Source organism: Subtercola frigoramans, assembly GCF_016907385.1.
GTDB lineage: Bacteria > Actinomycetota > Actinomycetes > Actinomycetales > Microbacteriaceae > Subtercola > Subtercola frigoramans.
The window spans coordinates 3,613,564-3,635,133 of the sequence record NZ_JAFBBU010000001.1 but is presented as its reverse complement, the minus strand read 5'-3'; the positions used below and the strand labels follow the sequence as shown (position 1 = coordinate 3,635,133).

At 65.4% G+C, this 21,570-nt stretch carries 15 protein-coding genes; 7 read left to right on the top strand and 8 right to left on the bottom strand.

Going from position 1 to position 21,570, the window contains the following annotated elements:
- Positions 1–16: 16 nt before the first annotated feature.
- The 5 genes from JOE66_RS16740 to JOE66_RS16720 all read right to left on the bottom strand — a co-directional run bounded on the left by JOE66_RS16740 (position 17) and on the right by JOE66_RS16720 (position 7,203).
- Positions 17–1,009, bottom strand: coding sequence for a tRNA uridine(34) hydroxylase (locus JOE66_RS16740; protein ID WP_205111368.1), 993 nt, complete (start codon positions 1,007–1,009; stop codon positions 17–19).
- 139 nt (positions 1,010–1,148) lie between these two features.
- Positions 1,149–2,162: a magnesium and cobalt transport protein CorA gene (locus JOE66_RS16735; protein ID WP_205111367.1), complete on the bottom strand. Its 1,014-nt coding sequence runs from the start codon at positions 2,160–2,162 to the stop codon at positions 1,149–1,151.
- Between the two features lie 95 nt (positions 2,163–2,257).
- Complete coding sequence (locus tag JOE66_RS16730; protein WP_307827261.1) at positions 2,258–4,024, bottom strand: phytoene desaturase family protein; 1,767 nt, start codon at positions 4,022–4,024, stop codon at positions 2,258–2,260.
- 87 nt (positions 4,025–4,111) lie between these two features.
- Positions 4,112–6,424: a glycoside hydrolase family 3 C-terminal domain-containing protein gene (locus tag JOE66_RS16725; protein WP_205111363.1), complete on the bottom strand. Its 2,313-nt coding sequence runs from the start codon at positions 6,422–6,424 to the stop codon at positions 4,112–4,114.
- 131 nt (positions 6,425–6,555) lie between these two features.
- Positions 6,556–7,203: a TetR/AcrR family transcriptional regulator gene (locus JOE66_RS16720; RefSeq protein ID WP_307827260.1), complete on the bottom strand. Its 648-nt coding sequence runs from the start codon at positions 7,201–7,203 to the stop codon at positions 6,556–6,558.
- A gap of 169 nt (positions 7,204–7,372) precedes the next feature.
- Here JOE66_RS16720 and JOE66_RS16715 point away from each other — a divergent pair, with 169 nt between their 5' ends.
- The 7 genes from JOE66_RS16715 to JOE66_RS16685 all read left to right on the top strand — a co-directional run bounded on the left by JOE66_RS16715 (position 7,373) and on the right by JOE66_RS16685 (position 16,182).
- Entirely contained in the window at positions 7,373–8,893 is a 1,521-nt protein-coding gene (locus tag JOE66_RS16715; protein WP_205111361.1) for an ABC transporter substrate-binding protein, read from the top strand.
- A gap of 86 nt (positions 8,894–8,979) precedes the next feature.
- Complete coding sequence (locus JOE66_RS16710; RefSeq protein WP_205111360.1) at positions 8,980–9,921, top strand: ABC transporter permease; 942 nt, start codon at positions 8,980–8,982, stop codon at positions 9,919–9,921.
- Positions 9,918–11,699 carry a dipeptide/oligopeptide/nickel ABC transporter permease/ATP-binding protein gene (locus JOE66_RS16705; protein WP_205111359.1) on the top strand — a complete coding sequence of 594 codons (1,782 nt, stop codon included), beginning with the start codon at positions 9,918–9,920 and terminating at the stop codon, positions 11,697–11,699. Before JOE66_RS16710 ends, JOE66_RS16705 begins: the two co-directional genes overlap by 4 nt.
- Entirely contained in the window at positions 11,696–12,541 is an 846-nt protein-coding gene (locus JOE66_RS16700) for an ATP-binding cassette domain-containing protein (protein WP_239518349.1), read from the top strand. The genes JOE66_RS16705 and JOE66_RS16700 overlap by 4 nt, the downstream gene beginning before the upstream one ends.
- A complete protein-coding gene (locus tag JOE66_RS16695) occupies positions 12,538–13,485 on the top strand; it encodes an alpha/beta hydrolase fold domain-containing protein (protein WP_205111358.1) in 948 nt (315 codons plus the stop codon). The genes JOE66_RS16700 and JOE66_RS16695 overlap by 4 nt, the downstream gene beginning before the upstream one ends.
- A 127-nt stretch (positions 13,486–13,612) precedes the next feature.
- The gene (locus tag JOE66_RS16690; RefSeq protein WP_205111357.1) at positions 13,613–15,067 is read left to right on the top strand and encodes an aldehyde dehydrogenase; all 1,455 of its coding nucleotides are present in this window, start codon (positions 13,613–13,615) and stop codon (positions 15,065–15,067) included.
- Between the two features lie 11 nt (positions 15,068–15,078).
- Complete coding sequence (locus JOE66_RS16685) at positions 15,079–16,182, top strand: NAD(P)-dependent alcohol dehydrogenase (RefSeq protein ID WP_205111355.1); 1,104 nt, start codon at positions 15,079–15,081, stop codon at positions 16,180–16,182.
- Positions 16,183–16,257: 75 nt separating this feature from the next.
- On the opposite strand, the gene JOE66_RS16680 is transcribed toward JOE66_RS16685, so the two are convergent.
- From JOE66_RS16680 to JOE66_RS16670, 3 genes are read right to left on the bottom strand one after another with little or no spacing between them, the layout of a single operon-like run.
- Entirely contained in the window at positions 16,258–17,895 is a 1,638-nt protein-coding gene (locus JOE66_RS16680; RefSeq protein ID WP_205111353.1) for a (2,3-dihydroxybenzoyl)adenylate synthase, read from the bottom strand.
- Positions 17,896–17,897: 2 nt separating this feature from the next.
- Positions 17,898–19,955, bottom strand: coding sequence for an acetate--CoA ligase family protein (locus tag JOE66_RS16675; protein ID WP_307827259.1), 2,058 nt, complete (start codon positions 19,953–19,955; stop codon positions 17,898–17,900).
- Positions 19,942–21,546 (bottom strand): FAD-dependent monooxygenase, encoded by a 1,605-nt coding sequence (locus tag JOE66_RS16670; RefSeq protein ID WP_205111349.1) that lies wholly within the window; start codon positions 21,544–21,546, stop codon positions 19,942–19,944. The genes JOE66_RS16675 and JOE66_RS16670 overlap by 14 nt, the downstream gene beginning before the upstream one ends.
- Between the last annotated feature and the right edge of the window lie 24 nt (positions 21,547–21,570).

Sequence of the window (21,570 nt, the reverse complement as noted above, 5' to 3'; positions counted from 1 at the left end):
AGCCTACGTCGAGCGTTCAGCCGAGAGGAGGGCTTGTAAGGGAAGCGCTGTGAAGCTCGCAGACTGCCAGTGCTGTGGAGGAGCAGTCGTCGCAGATCACCAGCTGGGCGCGGCACGAGGGGTCGGCGCAGTTCTGCATCGAGCTGGTGGGCGAACCACAGCGGTAGCACGAACCGATGGGCCGGGCATCCGGAGAGAAATTAACAGAGAGGCGATTGTCGAACACATACAGCGACCCCTTCCAGAGGCCGGTGTCACCGAAGGTCTCGCCGTAGCGCACGATGCCGCCGTCGAGCTGGTACACGTGCTCGAACCCGCGCGAGGCCATCAGCGAGGAGAGCACTTCGCAACGGATACCGCCGGTGCAGTAGGTGACGACCGGTTTCGACTTCAGATGGTCGTACTTGCCGCTGTCGAGTTCGGCGACGAACTCTCGGGTGTTGCTCACCTCGGGCACGATCGCGCCGTCGAAGCGCCCGATCTCGGCCTCGAAGGAGTTGCGCCCGTCGAAGAACACGACCTCGTCGCCCGCGGCTTTCTGCGCATCGACGAGGGTGTGGAGGTCTCGCGGCGAGAGCTTGGTGCCACCACCCACGACACCGCGATCATCCACCCTCAGTTCGCCGGGGGCGCCGAAGCTCACGATCTCATCGCGAACCTTCACGCTCAGCCGGGGGAAGTCGACAGAGTAGCCGTGCGGGGCGACGGCGCTCGAGAGCAGCATCGGCCGGCCCGCCTCGGTGTCGGCCGATGGGTCTGCCGCCAGGCCGCGGCCATCGCTCCACTTCACGTCGAGGCCGGCGAACCCGGTGTACTCACGGGTCTTGCGCACATAGAGCTTCATCGCCGAGAGTTCACCGCCGAGGGTGCAGTTGATACCCTGTGTGGAGATCACAATGCGGCCGCGGAGGCCCAGGCTCTCGCAGAGATCACGCTGCCAGAGCCGAATCGCTTCGGGGTCGGGCAGTGGCACGAAGGCGTAGTACAGGATGATCTTCGAAACGGCCACGCAGCGATTTTACCTGCCCGTGCTGGGGTTGGGCCGGACTGGGGCGGGGCCGTGCTGCGGCGGGATCGGGCTGCGGGCCCGGGTGGCTGGAGCGTTGAGCGGCGGGAGGAAAAGAAAGAGGAGTGCGAAGCTCGAGCGGTCAGAGCCAGCCGCGACGCTTGAATGCCACGTAGAGGGCGACGCCGGAGCCGAGCATGAGTGCCACGGCGAAGGGGTAGCCGAGAAACCACTTCAACTCGGGCATGTTGGTGAAGTTCATCCCGTAGATCGCGGCGACCAGTGTCGGGGCGAAGAGCACCGCAGCCCAGGCGGAGATGCGCTTCACCTGTTCGCCCTGCGCAAGGCTGGTCTCGGTCATCCGGGACATTTCGTCGTTCTGCTTCTGGGCGATGAGGGTGGAGTGCACCGTCAGGGAGTTCTCGAGAAGAGTGCGGAGAGCCTCCGAGCGATCGATGATGCGCAGAACGTGGTCGAGCACGTCGCGGAGGTGGCGCCGGATCTCGAGGTCGGCGTCGTCCTTCAAGTCGTCGAGCAGGGGGCGCAGCATTTCGTCGAGGGGCCGGGTCGCGCGCTGGAAGTCGATGACCTCGCGCAGCAGATCGTAGATGCGCCGCGAGACCTCGCGATCGCCGTTGAAGAGCTGGTCCTCAATCTCGTCGATGTCGTTCTGCAGGCCCGCAATGACCGGGGCGTAGCCGTCGACGATGTAGTCCATGATGCCGTAGACGATGGCATGGGGCCCCGCCGCGAACAGTTCGGGCTCACCCTCGAGGCGCCTGCGCACAGCCCCGATGTCAGGAAAATCGGCGTGTTTCACCGAGACGACGAAGTCCGGACCCATGAAGAGGTGCACCTCGCCGAATTCCACCTTCTCGGTGTCGTCGAGGTATTTCGCGGGCCGTAGCACGATGAACAGAGTGTCGCCGTAGCGCTCGAGCTTGGCCCGTTGGTGCCCGGTCAGTGCGTCGGTCACCGCGAGGTGGTGCAGGCTGAGCTCGTCGGCGACCTGCTGCAGTTCGGCCTTGTCGGGGTGGAACATGTCGATCCAGGCCACGCCGTGGTTCTCGCGCATCACCTCGAACGTCTCTTCGAGGTTGCGCGGCTCGACTGCGCGCCGGCCGTCGACGTAGATGGCGTTGTCGACAATGGTCATGGAGTGAGGCTACCTGCCGCTGGTGCGCGTCGACATCTGCCGGGCCGGTGGCGTGATTGCGTGGGGTTCTCCCTGTGGCCGGAGGAACGCGATGACTAGGGATGTGGCACGGACGCGCGCGCTTCGAGCACTGCCATCGCCGCGCTGTGGCCACCCAGCGCGCTGACCGCACCGCCGCGGCGTGACCCCGAGCCGCACAGTAGAATCCGTGGGTCGGCGGTCTCGACTCCCCACCGCTCGGCGGGGGTGTTGAGGGTGGCATCGTCGTCGACGAAGGGCCACGAGAGGGGCGCGTGGAAGATGTTGCCTCCGGGCATCCGGAGCGCGTCTTCGATGTCGAGGGTGGTCTTGGTCTCGATGCACGGTTGGCCGTTCGCATCTCGCATCAGGCAGTCTTCGATGGGTTCGGCGAGAACGCTGTTCAGCGAGGCGAGCACCGCAGCCTGCACCTCGGCACGAAACGCGTCGTTGCTCTCGCGGGTGATGAGCCGATGCGGCGTGTGCAGGGCGAAGACGGTGAGCGTCTGGGCGCCCGCGGCCTGCAGGGCAGGCGACAGGATGCTCGGATCAGCCAGGCTGTGGCAGTAGATCTCGCACGGCAGCGGTTCTGGCAGGCTGCCGCTCGCGGCCTGGAAGTAGGCCCGGTCGAGCTGGGAGTATGTCTCGTTGATGTGGAACGTGCCGCCGAAGGCCGCCTCGGGTGTGAGGGAGGAGTCGCGAACGCGCGGCAGGCGGGTGAGCAGCAGGTTGACCTTCGCCTGCGCTCCCTCGGGCGCGGCCGGGACCGAGTCCGTGCCCGTGTCCGAGTCCTCGGGACTTTCGGCGGAGCTGAGCGAGACTGGTCCCGTATTGCGCTCATGTCGGCCCAGCTCCGCCGAAAGCCCAGTCGATCCGGCGGGTGGGGCGGCGGGCGGAGTGGAAGGTGCGCGCAGACGTTCGAGCTCGGCGGGGGCGACGTTCGCCAGCACGGTTTCTGCCCCAACGGTCACGCGCTCGCCGCTTGCTGCCGCATAGGTCACAGTCGCGGGCACGGATGCTGAACCGCCGTCGATCGCGAGGACCTCCGCCCCCGTCACGATCGTGGCTCCGGCCTCGCTTGCTGCACGAAGAAGCTCATCGGTGACGGCACCCATGCCACCGATGGGCACGTTCCAGAGGCCCGTTCCATTTCCGATCAGGTGATACAGGAAGCAGACGTTCTGGGCGAGGCCCGGGTCGGTGGCGCGCGCGAACGTGCCGATCAGCGCGTCGGTGAGGATGACGCCGCGCACGAGATCGTTCTGCAGGTGCCGCTCGATGACGTCGCCGATGGGTCGTTCGATCATCGCCTCCCAGGTCTCGTCGTGCCCGACCAGGGCTCGGGCATCCCTGCGGCGCAGCAGCGGTTCGGTGAGCGTCGGCCAGAGGGCGCCGGTGAGCTGGGCGCAGTGTTCGTAGAAGAGGGTGAAGAGCTCGGCATCGTCACCCGCGCCGATCGATTCGAACGACGCCCTCGTTGCCGCCGCGTCGTGGGTGTCGATGAGGAGGCCGCCGTCTCCACCGGGAACCGGTGTGTACGACGAATAGCGGCGCTCGGCGAAGCTGAGGCGAAGACCGAGGTCGTCGACGATCTTCTGGGGGAGCAGGCTGACCAGGTACGAGTAGCGGGAGATGCGAGCATCCACACCCTCGAACGGCGAAGTCGAGACAGCGGCCCCTCCCGTGTGGGCCAGCCGCTCGAGCACCGTCACCGACAGGCCGGCTCGTGCGAGGTAGGCCGCCGCGGCGAGCCCGTTGTGACCTCCCCCGACGATCACGATGTCTGGCGAATGTTCCGAGGGGTCGTGCAGAGGTGTGGGAGCAGTCGTTGCGAATTCGGTCACGCCTCCGAGCCTAGACATAGCGGCGGCAGAAGCAGTGGCCGGATCAGCGTCGAATCTGCGCCGGATGCGGGCCGGATCCGGGTCGGATCAGGCCTCGAAGCCCGCAATCGCCTCGTCGAGTTCGGCCTCGGAGAATGCTGCCCCGGGGAACCGTGACAGGCGAACCAGCGGGATTGCCCGCAGCATCCGGCCGTGCTGTTCGTCGAGAAGCATGTCACCGAATCCGGTGCCGCTCAGGCGCTCCTCGAGCCACTGTCGTCCCTGCGAGTGAGCGAAGAACTCGTCGACAGAGGATTCCTTCGACAGCGTTGGCAGAGAATCGGTGCCCGTCAGCTGGATGGTCGTCGAGAGACGGATGTCGCGGCTGGAGGCGCCGACGAGAACGCCGAATTCCCCGCCTTCGATCGTCCAACCCTGGTGGGCCACGTCCCAGAAGGCGAACGCGCGTGCCGTCAGGTCGATCTCGACGGGTGAACTCTCGCCGGGGGCGAGCGTGAGGCGAGCAAAGCCTCGGAGTTCCTGTGCCGGTCTCTCGACAGTCGCCTCAGGATCGGTCACGTAGACCTGCACGATCTCTGAACCCTCGCGTTCTCCCGTGTTCGTCACCGTGAGCCGAACAACGACCCGCGGCTCCGGACCGTCTGAGTCGACCGCAACCGAGAGACCTGAATAGCCGAACGTCGTGTACGTGAGTCCATGCCCGAATGGATACGAGACCGAGAGGTCACGGGTGTCGTACCAGCGGTAGCCGATGAGCAGCCCCTCCCCGTAGCGCACCACGCCGCGCTCGCCGGGGAAGTTGCCGATCGTCGGGGTGTCGAGGTGACGCTCGGGGATCGTCTCGGCGAGCTTGCCCGAGGGGGAGACAAGACCGAAGAGGAGTTCGGCCGTCGCACTCCCGCCGGCCTGGCCCATCAGCCAGCCTTCGAGAACGGCCTTCGACAGGTGCTGCCAGCCCGAGACGGTGACGGCTGAACCATTGGAGAGTACGACGACGACGTTCGTGTTGGCCTCGGCAACGGCGTGAAGTACAGCCAGCTGGTTGGCGGGCAGCTCCATGTGCTCGCGATCGTATCCCTCGGACTCATACGAGGGTGGCAGCCCGAGGAACACCACGGCGACGGCAGCGTTCGAGGAGGCCGCGACGGCAGCGTCGATGAGAGCCGCGTCGCTGCCTTCAGACTCGATCTCGTAGCCGGGTGCAAACAGTACCTCGCGCCCTCCGTCCAGAACACCACGGATGCCATCGAGTGCGTTGTCGACGGAGGTCGGGTTCACGAGAGACGAGCCGGCGCCCTGGTAACGCGGCGTGCGGGCGAACTCGCCTATCACGGCAATGGGACCCCCCTGATTCGACAGCGGCAGGATTCCGCCGTCGTTCTTCAGCAGGACCGCGCTCGCCTGGGCGGCTTCGCGCGCAAGTTCGTGGTGGGCGCCCACGTCGAATGCCTCGAGTGGTTCGCGATCCTGAGATCTTGCAACCAGCGTGAGAACGTTCAGAACGGCAGAATCGACGTCAGATTCGCTGAGCGTTCCCGCCGTGATCGCGTCGTTGACGCGGGTGGCACCGGATCCCCCGGAGGCGGGCATCTCCAGGTCGAGCCCTGCCGCGACCGCCCTGTCGCGGTCGTTGACCGCGCCCCAGTCGGAGATGACAAGGCCCGCGAAGCCCCACTCGTCGCGCAGCACGCTGGTGAGCAGCCTGTGGTCTTCTGAGACGTAGGTGCCATTGATGCGGTTGTACGAGCACATGACCGTCCACGGGGTGGCCTCGCGAACCACGGTCTCGAAGGCCGGAAAGTAGATCTCGCGAAGAGTGCGTTCGTCGACGTCGACCGACACGGTCATCCGCTCGGTCTCCTGGTTGTTCGCCGCGAAATGCTTCAGCGAAACCCCTACGCCCTTACTCTGCACTCCTGCCGTGAATGCAGCAGCCAGTGTGCCGGCAATGAGGGGGTCTTCAGAGAAGTACTCGAAGTTGCGGCCGCACAGCGGTGACCGCTTCATGTTGACGCCGGGGCCGAGAAGCACAGCAACATCGGCAGCCCTGCACTCGTCGCCGAGTGCTTCGCCGACCCTGCGCATCAGGGTCGTGTCCCAGCTCGATGCGATTCCGGCGGCCGAAGGAAAGCAGGTGGCGGGCAGTGAGCCGTTCAGGCCCAGATGGTCGGCATCCGCCGTCTGCTTGCGCAGGCCGTGCGGCCCGTCGGTCACCATGATCGAGGGAAGTCCGACCCTCGGGATGCCCTGGGTGTTCCAGAAGTCCGATCCGTCGAGCAAGGAGATCTTCTCGTCCAGTGTGAGCTGAGAGAGAATCGCCAATGCGCTCGTGCGGTGCAGTGCGTCGGCAGGGCCGACCGTCTCTCTTCCGCCGGTGTCGGCAGAGCCAGTGTTCGTCATGGGACTCCCGTGTCCTCTGCGCCTGTCATTCAGGCGACATCAAGGACCATACACCAAAACCGAATGAGTGATCGGTATTTGTTCGCACCGTACAGCCAGCAGGGGAAGAGGTCCGAGGTCGGGTGCCGGGCTCAGAGTTCGAGCGTGGTGATGTTCGTGAGGTGCACACGCAATTCGTCGGCCATGTCGAGAACCGTGCGATCCAGGAGCCATTGCACCTGGAGGCCATCCATCAGCGCAATTGTCGAACTCGCTGCCCTGGCCGGATCCACTCCGTCTTTGAGCAGCCCCTTTGTGCCGAGGTCGGCGAAGGCCTCCGCGAGGAGGTTTCGAGTCACGACATATCGCCGCACGAAGTAGTCGTGTGCAGGATGATCGGGTGAGGTCGCCTCGGCAGACAAGGTGCAGTAGAGCTCGACCACTCCCGGAGTCGAGGCGTTGTACCGGGCCAGTGCCACCAGGCCCCGAACGGAGGTCGGGCCATCGATCGACTGGCGCGGTACGAACTGGTCGGCCATGGCGTCCCGTCGTTCAAGCACCGCCTCCAACAGCCGGGACTTGCTGCTGAAGTGGTGCAGCAGACCCGCCTCGCTCATTCCGACGCGCACCGCGATGTCGCGAAGCGATCCCGAGCGATAGCCGCCCAGCGCGAAGACCTCGAGTGCAGAGTCGAGGATCGCGGAGCGAGTCGCCTCGGTCTTCGCGTAACTACCGCGAAGTCGGCCCTTCGGAACCATCGCAGCTGTCGCTTCGTCCGTCGCTTCGTTCGCCACGCTCACCGGTCCTCACTTTCGGAGAACATCACCCTAGCCGACTCGACGAGTCTGGGGACCCCGCTCACGATTGAGACGAAAAACAACGAAAAACTAGTGGTCACTAGAAATTCATGGTAGCTTCCTCAATCACACGCGGTCCATCGACGGAGCGCAACAACAATTAAGGACAAAGATGTTCCGCTGGAAGGCCACAGCAGCCGCTCTCGCAGTCGTCGCTCTGACGCTGTCAGGGTGTGCCGCGACAGACGATTCGACAAACACCGCCTCACCATCCCTCGTGATCAGCACGATCATCGCTCCGAACAGCTTCAGCACGACGCAGGCGGAGTGGGGCAACCGATCGCTCTTCTACCAGTCGGTGTACGACACGCTTCTGCTTCAGACGGCCGAAGGCACGATCGAGCCGTTCCTGGCGACGAGCTACACGTACAACTCCGACAACACGGTGTTGACGCTCGCGATCCGTGACGACGTGAACTTCACCGACGGGACTCACCTGACGGCGGGAATCGTCAAGCAGAACCTCGATCGTTTCAAATCGGGCGGCGGTCCCTACTCCACAGATCTCCTGAACGTCGCCTCGGTTGATGCCCCGGACGACAAGACCATCGTCATCACGCTCTCACAGCCAGACCCCGCGATGGTGAGCTACCTCGCGAAAGAGGCGGGCCTCGTCGAGAGCCCGGCGACATTCGATGCTGCCGACGCAGCGACGAACCCGATCGGCTCTGGGCCGTACGTTCTCGACACCGCCTCGACGGTCACCGGGACCAGCTACGTGTTCACCAAGAACCCGAAGTACTGGAACCCCGATCTGCAGCACTACGACAAGCTGACAATCAAGGTGATCTCCGACCCGACCGCCGCGGTGAACGCCATCAAGGCGGGTGAAGCGAACGCGGTTCGCCTGCCCAACAGCCTCAACTTCCCCGAGGTCGAAGCGGCCGGGTGGAGCCTCAACCTGAACGAACTCGACTTCGAGGGACTTCTGCTGCTCGACCGTGCCGGCACGCAGAACCCTGCGCTGGCCGACGTGCGGGTGCGCCAGGCGATCAACTACGCGATCGATCGACCGGGACTTCTCCAGGCCCTGCAGCAGGGAAACGGTGACGTCACCACGCAGGTGTTCAAGGCGACCTCCGCTGCCTACGACCCGGCGCTCGACAACGCGTACCCGTTCGACACCAGCAAGGCGAAAGCACTTCTCGCCCAGGCCGGATATGCAAACGGTCTCACCATCTCCATGCCGAGCACCGTGGTCCTGGGAGCGACCTCGTTCTCGATCATCGCCCAGCAGCTGGCCGATGTCGGAATCACCGTGCAGTACACCGACACGGCTCCTGAGAACTACATCTCCGACATGGTCGCTCCCAAGTACCCAGCGGTCTTCATGGCGCTGGAACAGAACCCGGACTGGCAACTCATTCAGTTCATGTTGTCGCCCACCGCCACCTTCAATCCATTCAAGTCCAGCGATGCTACGACAGAGGAATTGATCTCGGCGATCCAGCACGGAGACACGGCGACGCAGGCTGCCAAGGCGAAGGAACTGAACACGTACATCGTCGACCAGGCCTGGTTCGCACCCTTCTTCCGGGTCAAGTCGTCGTTCGCCTCTGACGCGCAGACGTCGGTCACCGTCATGCCGACGAACGCCTCACCCGCGATCTACGACTTCAAGCCCAAGGGCTAGATCACGCACGGCGACGGGGGATCGGCCGTCGACAGACAGTCGATCCCCCTTAGCATGCCTTTAGAACGATTAGGAATCCCCATACCGTGACCCGATTCATTCTGCGTCGCCTGATCTCAGGCGCGGTGCTCATCTTCGTGATCTCCGGCATCGCGTTCGTACTGCTCTATGCAAGTGGCGGCGACATCGCCCGGCGCATTCTGGGGCGAAACGCGAGTGCAGAGCTCGTCAGCCAGAAGGCCTCCGCCCTGGGCCTTGACCGCTCGCTCTGGGCGCAGTACACCGACTGGCTGTCGCACGCTGTGCGCGGGGATTTCGGCCGTTCGTGGTTCACCGGCGAGCTCGTTGCCACGGGAGTCACCAGCCGCCTGGCTGTCACGCTCTCGCTGATCATCGGTGCCACCCTGCTGGCAGCGATCGTCGCGCTGGTGCTCGGTCTGCTCGCCGCCACACGAGGTGGCTGGGTCGACCGCGCGGTGCAGGTGGTCTCGGTGCTGGGATTCGCCATCCCCGGATTCCTGGTGGCCCTGGCGCTGGTGCTCGTCTTCGCGGTCGGCCTCAAGTGGTTCAAAGCGACCGGGTATATTCCCATCACCACGTCGTTCACAGGATGGGTCTCCTCTGTCACCCTTCCCATACTGGCGCTGGCGCTGGTGGTGGTCGCGGCGCTGGCGCAGCAGATTCGTGGATCGGTGAAAGACACTCTCAATCGTGACTACATCCGCACGCTGCGGGCCCGTGGCCTCGGGCCAGCGCGAATCGTCGGAAAGCACGTTCTGCGAAATGCCGGGGGTCCAGCGCTCGCCGTGCTCGCCATCCAGTTCATCGGGCTGCTGGGTGGGGCGGTGATCGTGGAGCAGGTCTTCGCGATTCCCGGCCTCGGGCAGCTCGCCGTGAACTCCACGGTCAAGGGTGACATTCCCGTCGTGATGGGCCTGGTCACGGTGACCGCAATCGTCGTGGTCGTCGTCAACGTCATCATCGACATCGCCCAAGCCGCCATCAACCCGAAAGTGAGGCTGTCATGACCGAATATGCAACGCCCGCGCCGGTCACCAGCCAAGCACGATCCGGTCTTTTCAGACGGATGCTCCGCAATCCGGTTGCGGTGGCATCCCTCGCCTTTCTCGCCCTCGTGGCCTTCGTCGCGATCTTCGGCTCTGCGATCGCCCCCTATGACCCGAACCTCTCGTCCTTGAAGCTCATCCTCGCGCCACCGAGCCCGCAACACCTCCTCGGCGGTGACTCCGCCGGGCGCGACATCTTCTCTCGCCTGCTGGTGGCGACCCAGATCAGCATTGGAGCGGCACTGCTGGCCACTGTTGTCGCGTTGGTCATCGGTGTCACCGCCGGCCTCATCGCCGGCTACTACGGTGGTGCGTTCGACTCTGTCGCCTCGTGGGTCACCTCTCTCGTGATGGCCATGCCGGCCGTCATCGTGCTGCTCGCAGCACGAGCGATCATCGGCCCGTCGGTCTGGCTGGCCATGGCGATCTTCGGTGCACTCCTCTCGCCCGCGTTCTATCGGCTGGTGCAGTCCTCCGTCGTCTCGGTGAGGAACGAGCTCTACGTCGATGCGGCGAGGGTCTCTGGCCTGAGCGACGCGCGGATCATTGGGCGGCACATCTTCTCTGTCGTGCGAGCTCCGATCATCATCCAGTGCGCCATCGTCATCGGAATCGCCCTGGGCATCCAATCCGGCCTCGAGTTCATCGGGCTCGGCGACCTGAGCGTTCCCACCTGGGGCTCGATGCTCAACGACGGCTTCGCCAACATCTTTCGCGCGCCCATCCTCATGCTCTGGCCCTCACTCGCCATTGCGCTCACATCGATGGCCCTCGTGCTCGTCGCCAACGTGGCGCGCGACGAACTGGAGCGGGCCGGCACCAAGCGCAAGAAGGTTCGGGGCAGGAAGGCGACGGTCGGGCACGCAATGTCGACAGATGCTGCCCCGACAGAGCCGCTTCCCGATGGCACGCTCCTCGCCATCCGGGATATCGTCGTCGGCTACGACCAGCCGAAAGGCACCGTCATCGAGGTCGTCCACGGGATCGACCTCACCATTCGCCGTGGCGAGATCCTCGGTCTCGTCGGCGAATCGGGTTCGGGAAAGACGCAGACGGCGTTCTCTGTGCTGGGGCTGCTGCCCGAAGGCGGGCGGGTTGTCTCTGGCTCGATCGTCTTCGAGAACGTTTCGCTCGCCGGAGCGCCGGAGAGCGTGTTCCGCACCGTTCGCGGGGGGCGAATCGGCTACATTCCGCAGGAGCCGATGTCGAACCTCGACCCCTCGTTCACCATCGGCAGCCAACTGGTCGAGCCGATGAGGGTCGTTCTGAAGCTCTCACGCGCAGAGGCGAAGAAACGAGCGATGGATCTGCTTGCCCGTGTGGGCATCCCCGACCCGGCCCGGACCTTCGCCGCCTATCCCCACGAGGTGTCAGGGGGTATGGCGCAGCGCGTACTCATCGCCGGGGCCGTCTCGTGCGACCCCGAGCTCCTGATCGCCGACGAGCCTACGACCGCGCTCGACGTCACCGTGCAGGCGGAGGTGCTCGACCTCATTCGTGATCTCCAGCGCGAACTGAATCTCGGGGTGCTGCTGGTGACCCACAACTTCGGCGTCGTCGCCGATCTCTGCGATCGGGTCTCTGTCATGCAGGCGGGCCGCATTGTGGAGTCGGGCACTGCTGCCTCGATCTTCGCCAACCCGCAGCACCCCTACACGCAGTCACTCCTCGATTCCATTCTCGAAGACGGCCCTGCGCGATCCCCACTCGTCTCCATCACAGCGGAGGATGCATCATGACGACTCTTCTCGACGTTCGCGACCTCGAAGTGACGTACCCCGGCAAGGGCGTCGGCAAGAAGCCGTTCCAGGCGCTCAAGGGCGTGTCGCTCGACATCCAGCCGGGGGAGACCGTCGGCCTGGTCGGGGAGTCGGGGTCTGGCAAGACCACGCTCGGCCGGGCGATCCTCGGTCTTGCGCCGGTGACCGGTGGGAGCATCCGCTATGGCGATCGCGAGATCGGAACCCTCTCCCGTCGCGCCCGTCGCGAACTGAGTTCCGAGATCCAGGTGGTGTTCCAGGACCCGTACAGTTCGTTGAACCCCGCCATGACTGTCGGCCAGATACTCAGTGAACCCATCACGGCACGTGGCGTCGATACGAAGCAGGCGAAGAGTCGAGTGCAGGATCTCCTCGACCAGGTGAACCTCCCGCCCGACGCGATCAACCGCCTTCCTCGGGAATTCAGTGGGGGCCAGCGCCAGAGAATCGCCATCGCCCGGGCTCTGGCCCTCGAGCCGCGGCTGATCGTCTGCGATGAGCCCGTCTCTGCGCTCGACCTCTCCACGCAGGCCCGGGTGCTCGACCTGTTCATCGAGATCCAGGAACGCACGGGCGTCGCCTATCTGTTCATCTCGCATGACCTCGCGGTAGTGCGGCACGTCAGCCACCGGGTCGCGGTGATGTACCACGGCGAGATCGTCGAGAGCGGCGACGGTGACCAGGTGACAGCCAGGCCCGAGCATCCGTACACCCAGCTGCTGTTCATGGCGGCACCGGTCCCCGACCCGGCGCGGCAGGCTCTGCGTCGCGTCGAGCGGCATCATCTGCTCGAGTCAGCCGCCGGGGCGGTGAAAGCATGAGCGACATCGATCCCGGCGCTGCGATCGGTCGCGCGATGATCGAACAGCTCGAGACCTCCGGGCCAGCCGAAGACCCGCGCACCGACATCGACACCGAATCGCTGCTATCGCGGTACCCGAACCTGGCGGCCGTGACGGTGACCGAGGTCCAGATCGACGGCCCGCATGGGATGCCCGTCCTGGCGCGCCGGTACACAACGGGTGCGGCGTCGACCGTCGGCCTCGTGTGGGTGCACGGGGGCGCGTTCATCGCCGGCGACCTCGACATGCCCGAATCGAACTGGGTTGCGCTGGAACTCGCGTCCCGTGGGATCCCCGTCCTTGCGTTGGACTACCAGAAGGCGCTCAACGGTGTGAGGTTCCCCGTGCCCTCAGACGAAGTGCTTGCCGGGTGGCTGGCCGGTGTTGCGGGGGATCCTGGCATTCTCGGTGTACCGACCGAGGGAGTGCACCTGGGTGGAGCGAGCGCAGGGGCGAACCTCGTGGCGGGAGTCGCCCTGCGGCTGCTCGAAACGGGCGCACCCCAGCCGGCATCCCTGATCCTCGTCTACCCTCTGGTTCATTCCGAGCTGCCCGACCCAGGCACGGAGGCGGCCGCCGCCCTGCAGACGTTGGCGCCGAGCGACCAGATCACGCCGGGGATGGTCGACGTCTTCAACCTCAACTTCGTCGGGGATGAGCAAGCGCTGGGTGACAGCATTGCGTTCCCGGCGAATTCCGACCAGCTGGGAGGGTTGCCCCCGACTCTCATTGTGAACGCGGAAGCCGACAATCTCCGCGCCTCGGGGGAGGCATTCGGCGCGCAGCTGGCGGCAGAGGGCGTGTCGGTCACGCTGGAGTTCGTGGTCGGAACGATTCACGGATTCCTTGATCGGCCGGGATTGCCTGCTGCCGTCGACACGCTTGATCGACTTGCCGAGTGGATGGAATCCACTCGGTTGTGAGCGTGGACTGCGGGCCTCGGTGGGAGCTCACCGAATATATGTGACAACTCATTGCGTCCCGTAGAGAAAACGTTAGATAATGTTCGCGAACTACCTTCAACGTCGATCAGGTAAGGAAAACACCATCGTGCAGACACAACTCATCATCGATAACAAGCACGTCGATGCATCAGAGGGTCGAACCTTCGACCGCACCCATCCCCTTTCGGGTGATGTCGTCACCACTGCAGCTGCCGCAAGCGTCGGCGATGCAATCTCGGCAGTCGAATCCGCGGCCAAGGCCTTCGTGGAATGGTCGCAGACCGGCCCGACCGAACGCCGCAACATCTTCCTCAAGGCAGCCGACATCCTCGAACGCCGCACGCCCGAGTTCATCGGTGCCATGACGAACGAGGTCGGCGCCAACGGACTGTGGGCCGGCTTCAACGCCTACCTGTCTGTCAGCCTGTTCCGCGAAGCAGCCGGGCTCGTCACGCAGATCCAGGGCCAGACCATTCCCACCGACAAGCCGGGCACACTCTCGATGACCGTGCGGCAGCCGGTCGGTGTCGTGCTCAGCATGGCGCCCTGGAATGGAGCCGGCGTGCTGGCAGCCCGTGCCATTGCGTACCCGATCATGTGTGGCAACACGGTGGTCTTCCGCGCGTCGGAGACCAGCCCGCAGTCGCACGCGATCATCGCAGAGGCGCTCCAGGAGGCCGGGCTCCCCGACGGCGTGCTGAACTTCATCACGAATGCTCCCCAAGACGCCGGCGAGGTGGTCGGGGCGATCATCGCCCACAAGGCGGTGCGTCGCATCAACTTCACCGGCTCGACCAAGGTGGGTCGTATCATCGCGCAGAAGGCCGCGGAGCACCTCAAGCCGGTTCTGCTCGAGCTCGGTGGCAAGTCGCCGTTCGTGGTGCTCGACGATGCAGACATCGACAGCGCAGTCAGGGCTGCCGTCTTCGGTTCGTTCCTGTACCAGGGCCAGGTCTGCATGTCGACGGAGCGTTTTGTCGTCGACGAGTCCGTGGCGGAGGAGTTCGTAGCGAAGTTCGCTGCCAGTGCAGCAGAGCTCGAAGTCGGAGACCCGGCCACGAACGAAGCCTGCATCGTCGGGCCGATGATCGTGGCTGAATCCGGCCCGCGCATCAACGCGCTCATCGCTGACGCCGTGGCCAAGGGCGCGACGATCCTCACCGGCGGTGACGCCGACGGTGCATCCATGCGACCGACGATCATCGACCACGTCACACCGGAGATGAAGATCTACGACGAAGAGACCTTCGGGCCGATCACGACCATCGTTCGCGTCTCGGGCTTCGAAGAGGCTGTGCAGGTGGCGAATGACTCGGAATACGGTCTGTCGGGTGCGGTGTTCGGCAGGGATGCCCAGCGCGCACTGCAGGCGGCGCTGCGGATCCAGGTCGGCGTGATCCACGTGAACGGCTCCACCGTGCAGAACGAGGCACAGGCGCCCTACGGTGGCACGAAGAACAGCGGCTACGGGCGCTTCGATGGTGGCCAGGCCGTCATCAACGAGTTCACCGAACTCAAATGGGTGACCGTCGAGCCCGCCGACCAGCTGTACCCGTTCTAGGAAGGTCGGAGATGAAGGTAACTGCTGCCGTCGCACGGGAGAAGGGCGCGGAACTCGAACTCGAGGAGCTCGAGCTCGATGAGCTGCGCCACAACGAGGTCAGGGTGAGGATGGTGTCGGTCGGCATCTGCCACACCGACGCCATCGTGCGCGACCAGGTCTACCCGACGCCGCTGCCTGCGGTGCTGGGGCACGAAGGCTCGGGCATCGTCGATGCGGTCGGCGATCTCGTCACCACCGTCAAGCCCGGAGACCACGTCGTGCTGGCCGCTGCCTACTGCGGGCACTGCGACCAGTGTCGTGCGGGTCGCATGGCCTATTGCGAGAACCTCTTCGCCGCCGACTTCGGAGGCAGGCGTACCGACGGCACGACGGCCTACACCGACAAGGACGGTGTCGCGATCTCCTCGCACTTCTTCGGGCAGTCCTCGTTTGCGACCTATGCGAACGTTGTCGAAGAGAGTGTGATCAAGGTCGACGACGATGTTCCGCTCGAGCTTCTCGGCCCGCTGGGCTGTGGCCTGAACACGGGTGCCGGGACGGTGCTGAATGAACTTCGGCCGGCCCCCGGATCGAGCCTGGCCGTCTTCGGCACGGGAGCGGTCGGCTCGGCGGCCATCATGGCCGCACGGATCGCGGGCTGCACCACGGTGATCGCCATCGATGTGCACGACTCCCGCCTCGAGCTCGCCACAGAACTCGGGGCCACCGACACCATCAACTCCTCGAGCGAGGATGTCGCGGCACGGATCTCCGAGATCACCTCGGGCAAGGGCATCGACTACGCGGTCGACACCACGGGCATCCCTTCGGTTCTCAGAACCGCAGCGGAGTCTCTGGGGATCCGGGGCACTGTGGTTCTGGTCGGGGCCGCGGCGCCGGGCACCGAGGTGGAGTTCGAGATCGGGCTCTCGCTGGTCAAGGGCTGGACCTTCAAGACCGTGGTGCAGGGCAGTTCGGTTCCTCAGGTCTTCATTCCCCGGCTCATCGAGCTGTGGAAGCAGGGTTCGTTCCCGTTCGACAAGTTGATCAAGAAGTACGAGTTCGCCGACATCAACCAGGGTTTCGAGGACTCCAAGCGCGGAACGACGATCAAACCGCTGATCGTTTTCTGACCTTCTGCGAGAACAGAAAGAGGGTGGGCGCCTGGCGGGTGCCCACCCTCTTTCTTGTCTACCGTCAGGCGGTTGTCAGAGCCGCCCGATGACGTCGTCGCGCAGCGCCTTCTTGTCGATCTTGCCGACCTTCGTCAGGGGCAGTGATTCCACCACGACCAGCTTCTCGGGCATCTTGTAGGCAGCGATCCCGATCTCGGCGAAGGTCTCGCGCACGTACTCGAGCGTGAGCGATGCGTCGGGCCGCAGGGTCACGTAGATACAGAGGCGCTCGCCGAGCGTGGCATCGGGCATGCTCACCGCGGCGGCCAGATCGATCGCCTCGATGCGATAGAGCAGGTTCTCGATCTCCTCCGCCGAGATCTTCTCGCCGCCCCGGTTGATCATGTCCTTCTCGCGGCCGTGGACCACGAGGTAGCCGTCGGGCCGGCGAACCACGATGTCACCGCTGGAATACCAGCCTTCTGGGGTGAAGGCGCGCGTGTTGTGCGCTTCGGCGAGATAGTAGCCCCGCGGGGTGTACGGGCCGCGGGTGAGGATGAGCCCAGGCTCCCCGTCGGGAAGATCGTTGCCGTCGGCATCCACGATGCGTACTTCGTCGGCCGGGGAGACAGGGCGCCCCTGCGTCGTGCAGATGATCTCGTCGGGGTCGTCGAGTCGGGTCATGTTGATGAGGCCCTCTGCCATGCCGAAGACCTGTTGCAAGGTGCAACCGAGGTCAGGTCGCACCCGGACGGCGAGCTCATCGGCGAGGCGCGAGCCCCCGACCTGGAGTACCTCGAGCGATTCGAGCTGCGCGCTGCCGTTCTCCTTCGCGTAGTCGATCCAGCGCTGGGCGACCGCCGGCACGGCCGACGCCACGGTCACACCTTCGTGCGCGATCGTGGCGAAGGCGCGGGCCGGTTCAGGGCTCGGCAGCATGACTGACTTGCCTCCGAAGAACAGCGCGCCCAACACGCCGGGGCACGCGAGGGGGAAGTTGTGGCTTGCTGGCAGGGTGCCGAGGTACACGGAGTCACTGGAGATGCCGGTGGCGCGAGAGGTGGCGAGCACGTTGTAGGCGTAGTCGTTGTGCGTGCGAACGATCAACTTCGACAGACCGGTGGTGCCGCCCGAGAGCAGGAAGCAGGCTGGGCTGTCGGGGTGGGGGGCGATCGCGTCGAGCCGAGCCGCCCGGGTGCTGTCCGGGTGGTAGTCGATGAGGAGTTCGTCAAGGTCTCCTGTCGCACCGCTGATAAGCACGTGCTGCACCGACGGCATCAGCGAAGCGATCTCCTCTGCAAGTTCCCGGTGGTCGAAGTCGCGGATGACATCGGCGCTCGCGATGGCCGTCGCCTGGGAGAGTTCGGCCAGGTAGAGGAGCTCGTGCCTACGGTGGGCCGGCAGGGTCATCACCGGGATGATGCCCACCCGGAAGCAGGCGAGGGTGAGTACCACGAACTGCCAGTTGTTGGGCAATTGCACGAGAACGCGGTCACCCGCCTTCAGCCCCAGGGCGAGCAGGTTCTCTGCACCCGCATCCATCTGGTCGACCAGCTCCCGGTAGCTCAACCGGGTCGTGCCGCTGACCAGCGCGCACGCATCCGGAGCCTTTCCGGCGGCCTCGACGATGTACGAAGCGATCGTGCGGTCGGCCCAGTAGCCCTCCTCTCGGTAGCGCCTCTGGAAGTCTTCGGGCCACGGGACGGTGCCCGGGAGAATGGAAGTTGTCATGGTCATTGTGCCTCCTGCGCGATGACGACAGCGTCGAGCGCGATGAGTCCTGCACCGGTGAGGCGCAGGGGATTGATTTCGATCTCTGAGATGCCCGGGCTTGCGCAGAGCAGCGCGCCCAGACGGTTGAACACTCCGGTGAGGGCGGCAACATCGACTTTCGGGCCATTGCGGAAGCCCCTGAGGAGCTCGCCGGTGATGAGGTCGTCGATCATCGCATCGGTCATCCGTTCGTGCACCGGAACAGTCCTGATGGCGACATCGGCCAACAGCTCGGCCTCGACGCCGCCCATTCCGAGCACCACGGTCGGCCCGAAGACCGGGTCCCGGCGCGCTGCGACGATCAGATCCACTCCCTTGGGAGCCATCTGTTCGACGAGGAACTCCCGGGCCCCCGAACGGATGAGGGCGTCGAGCGCCGTATCGAGTTCGGCGCTCGTCGTGACGCCCAGCACAACTCCACCGATGTCTGATTTGTGCAACACGCTGGCGTCGACGAGCTTGACTGCCACGGGCCCACCCAGCTCAGCCAGGGCGGCCTGTGCCGCATCCCGGTCATGGCAGCGGCGACGCCCGGGAGTGGCTATGCCGATGGAGTCGAGCAGTCCCTTCGCGGCGATCTCGTCGAAGCCGCCTGCCGGAACCACCACGGCCTCGGCCGGGCCACCGGAGGCAAGCCTGTCGGCAGAGAACGAGGCCAGGTGCCGTGCCCGCGCGTCTGCGGCAACGGCGATTGCAGCGGTGGCAAGCGCAGATGGCCCGGCGACGGCCGCGACACCGTGCTCGCGCGCCGATTCCATCGCGGATTCCAGCTCGCCCAGCGGCCCGTCGATACCGACGATGACCGGAACCGAAGCGTCGATGCCTGCCGCATGCACTGCGGCCGGCAGGTCGAGCACCGGCTCAGTCAGCGCGTAGGCCGCAACGATCCCGATCGACGGGTCGGCCGCCACGGTGGCCAGCACAGCCGGAAAGCCCGGCCCCGGCCGGCCCGTGTCGACGGGGTTCGCCTGGAAGGTCAGCGGGGGGAGGAGGGTTGCGAGCGTCGCGATCGTCGACGAGGCGAGCCGGGGCAATTCGAGCCCGGCCCCGGTGATCCGGTCTGCAATGATCAGGCCTGGCCCTGCCTGGCCCGTCACGAGCCCCACGCCGAGCGCAGCACTGGGTTCCGCCCGGAGCTGGCTGAGCACGGTGCCGGCCGTCACGAGATCGTCTTCGTCATCGACGATCACGGCACCGGCCTGTGAGAGCAGATCGCGGGTCGTTCGCCAGGAGGTCGCGAGCGAGCCGGTGTGCGAGGCCGCGAATTCTGCGACGTCATTGCGGCCGACGACGAGCGCGACCACCGGCTTCAGCCGCGCCAGTTCGCGAACTGCCCGAAGCAGAGCCTCACCGTGTGTGACCGATTCGATGTGCAGGAGAACGGCCTTCGTCGAGTCGTCGTGGGCCAGGTAGTCGAGCACGTCTGGTGCGCCGACGTCTGACGCGGCCCCGAGCCCCACGCCGAGGCTGACGCCGACTCCCGCACGCTGGAGTTTGAAGGCGAGAACGTGGTTGATGCCCCCGCTGGCCGCCACGATCGCCACGCTGCCGGGCTTCACCTCTGAGACCCCGGGCACGAAACTTGCCCGAAGTCGTCTGCGAGGCACAAAGAATCCCGAGGTGTTCGGCCCGAGCATCCGGATGCCCGTGTCGAGCACGGCCGCATCGACGGCTGCCCCGAACTCACGCCCGGGGCCACCCGCCTCGGCGAACCCGCCCGCGCACACCAGGGCGGCCCTGATGCCGTTGCGTGCGCTGTCGCGCAGGACTTCGGCCGTGGCCGAGGCAGGTACGCACAAGACGGCGAGGTCGATCGGCGCGTCAGTTGACCCCACCGCCGACTCGATGCTCGCGTGCAGGCCCGACGCCGGATTCTGGGAGTTCACCAGCGAAACGGGTACCCTCGACGCTCCCAGGGCCCGCGCCATGACCGAGCCGAGTTTGTCGGGGTTCGCCGAGGCGCCGACGACGACGATTCCCGAGGGCGCGAAGAGCGGGTCGAGCTCACGCCACGACACGGAGCGGCTCTCGTTCGTTCGACCTGGAGGCCACGGCATCGGCGCGACCGGCGAGAAGGAGCGTGGTCGCGACGACATCACCCGCCTCATCGTCGAACAGCACGGTCGGTATGCCCTGCTGCAGGCGCAGGCGCTCGGAGAGCAGCACCCGTGTGACCGGGTTCGGCCCGTCCACGAGCACGATGCTCGCGCCGCTCCGAACCGGAGTCTCGAGAGCGGCGAGCTCTTCCTCGCTTGCCGGCGCCGTCATCACCACTGCGCTGCCCGCGGGCACTGGGCCGTCGATGCCCTCGCCCGTCACAACGGGGATCTCGGTGCCATGCTCGTCGGAGAGCATGGTGGCACCGTCGTGGTCAGTGAATGACAGCTTGCGCGACGCCAGCGAGACGCCGTTAGCGAGGCTCAGCGGGGTCCGCAGCGGAACGTCGCCGTGGCGAGCGAGCCAGTGCTGCTCGATCGCCGAGGCGAGGCCCGGATCTCTCTGCCGGATGCGCTCGAGATCGATGCTCCGCGAGAAGAAGTGAAAGGTGAACTCGAGCGGGTCGAACGAGTCGTAGTACTCCCCGAAGTGCTCCCACCAGCTGAGGCTGGGCCGGGCAGAGTTCTGGATCTTCGCAACCTGGGGCTGCCTGATCTCCTCGTACTCGGCAAAGGCGACCGCGGGGTCGTCTGGATGATCGGCAATGCTCCTGGCGAGCACGACGGCGTCTTCCATGGCCATCTTGGTGCCTGAGCCGACCGAGAAGTGTGCCGTGTGCACGGCGTCTCCGAGCAGCACCACAGTGCCCGAATGCCAGCGTCCGGTGCGGCGGGTACGGAAGTTCGCCCAGCGCGAATTGTTCGCGACCAGCTTCTCGCCGTCGATGTCTTCTGCGAAGAGCTTCTGCAGGAAGTCCATCGACTTCTGGTCGGAGACACCGGGGGGAGAGGTGACGTCGAATTCATCGAGCCCGGCCGCCTTCCAGGTCGCCGCGTCGGTCTCGACGATGAACGTGCTCAACTCGTCGCTGATCGGGTAGGCGTGAACCGCGAAGTTGCCGAATTCGCTGCGGCGATGCAAGAAGGTCAGGCCGTCGAAGAGGTACGTCGTTCCGAACCAGATGAACTTCGCCGTAGCCACGTCGACCTCGACGCCCAGGTCGGTGTCGAGAGACTCGCGAACGAAGGAGTTCGCGCCATCGGCACCGACGACGATGTCGTAGTCCGTGAACTCATCGAGCGATCGGATGCTGTGACCGAAGTGGGTGGAGACACCGACCTCTGCGGCGCGGGCCTGCAACAGCCCGAGCAGGGTCTTGCGGTGGATGGCAGCCATGCCGTTGCCGGCGAACGTCACCGTCTCGCCCTTCAGGGTGACGGCGATCTGGTCCCAGTGCTCGCCGAACTCCGCCAGGCCATTGCGCAGCACGGGGTCCGCCTCGTCGATGCGGCGCAGCGTCGAATCCGAGAACACAACGCCGAACCCGAAGACATCGGTGGCCTGGTTGCGTTCGAACAGGTCGACCTGGGCGTCGGGGAGATACTGCTTCAGTAGTGCGCTGAAGAAGAGACCGCCGGGGCCGCCTCCCACGCATGCGACACGAATCGTCATTGATTGCACCTGCTCTGTCTGTTG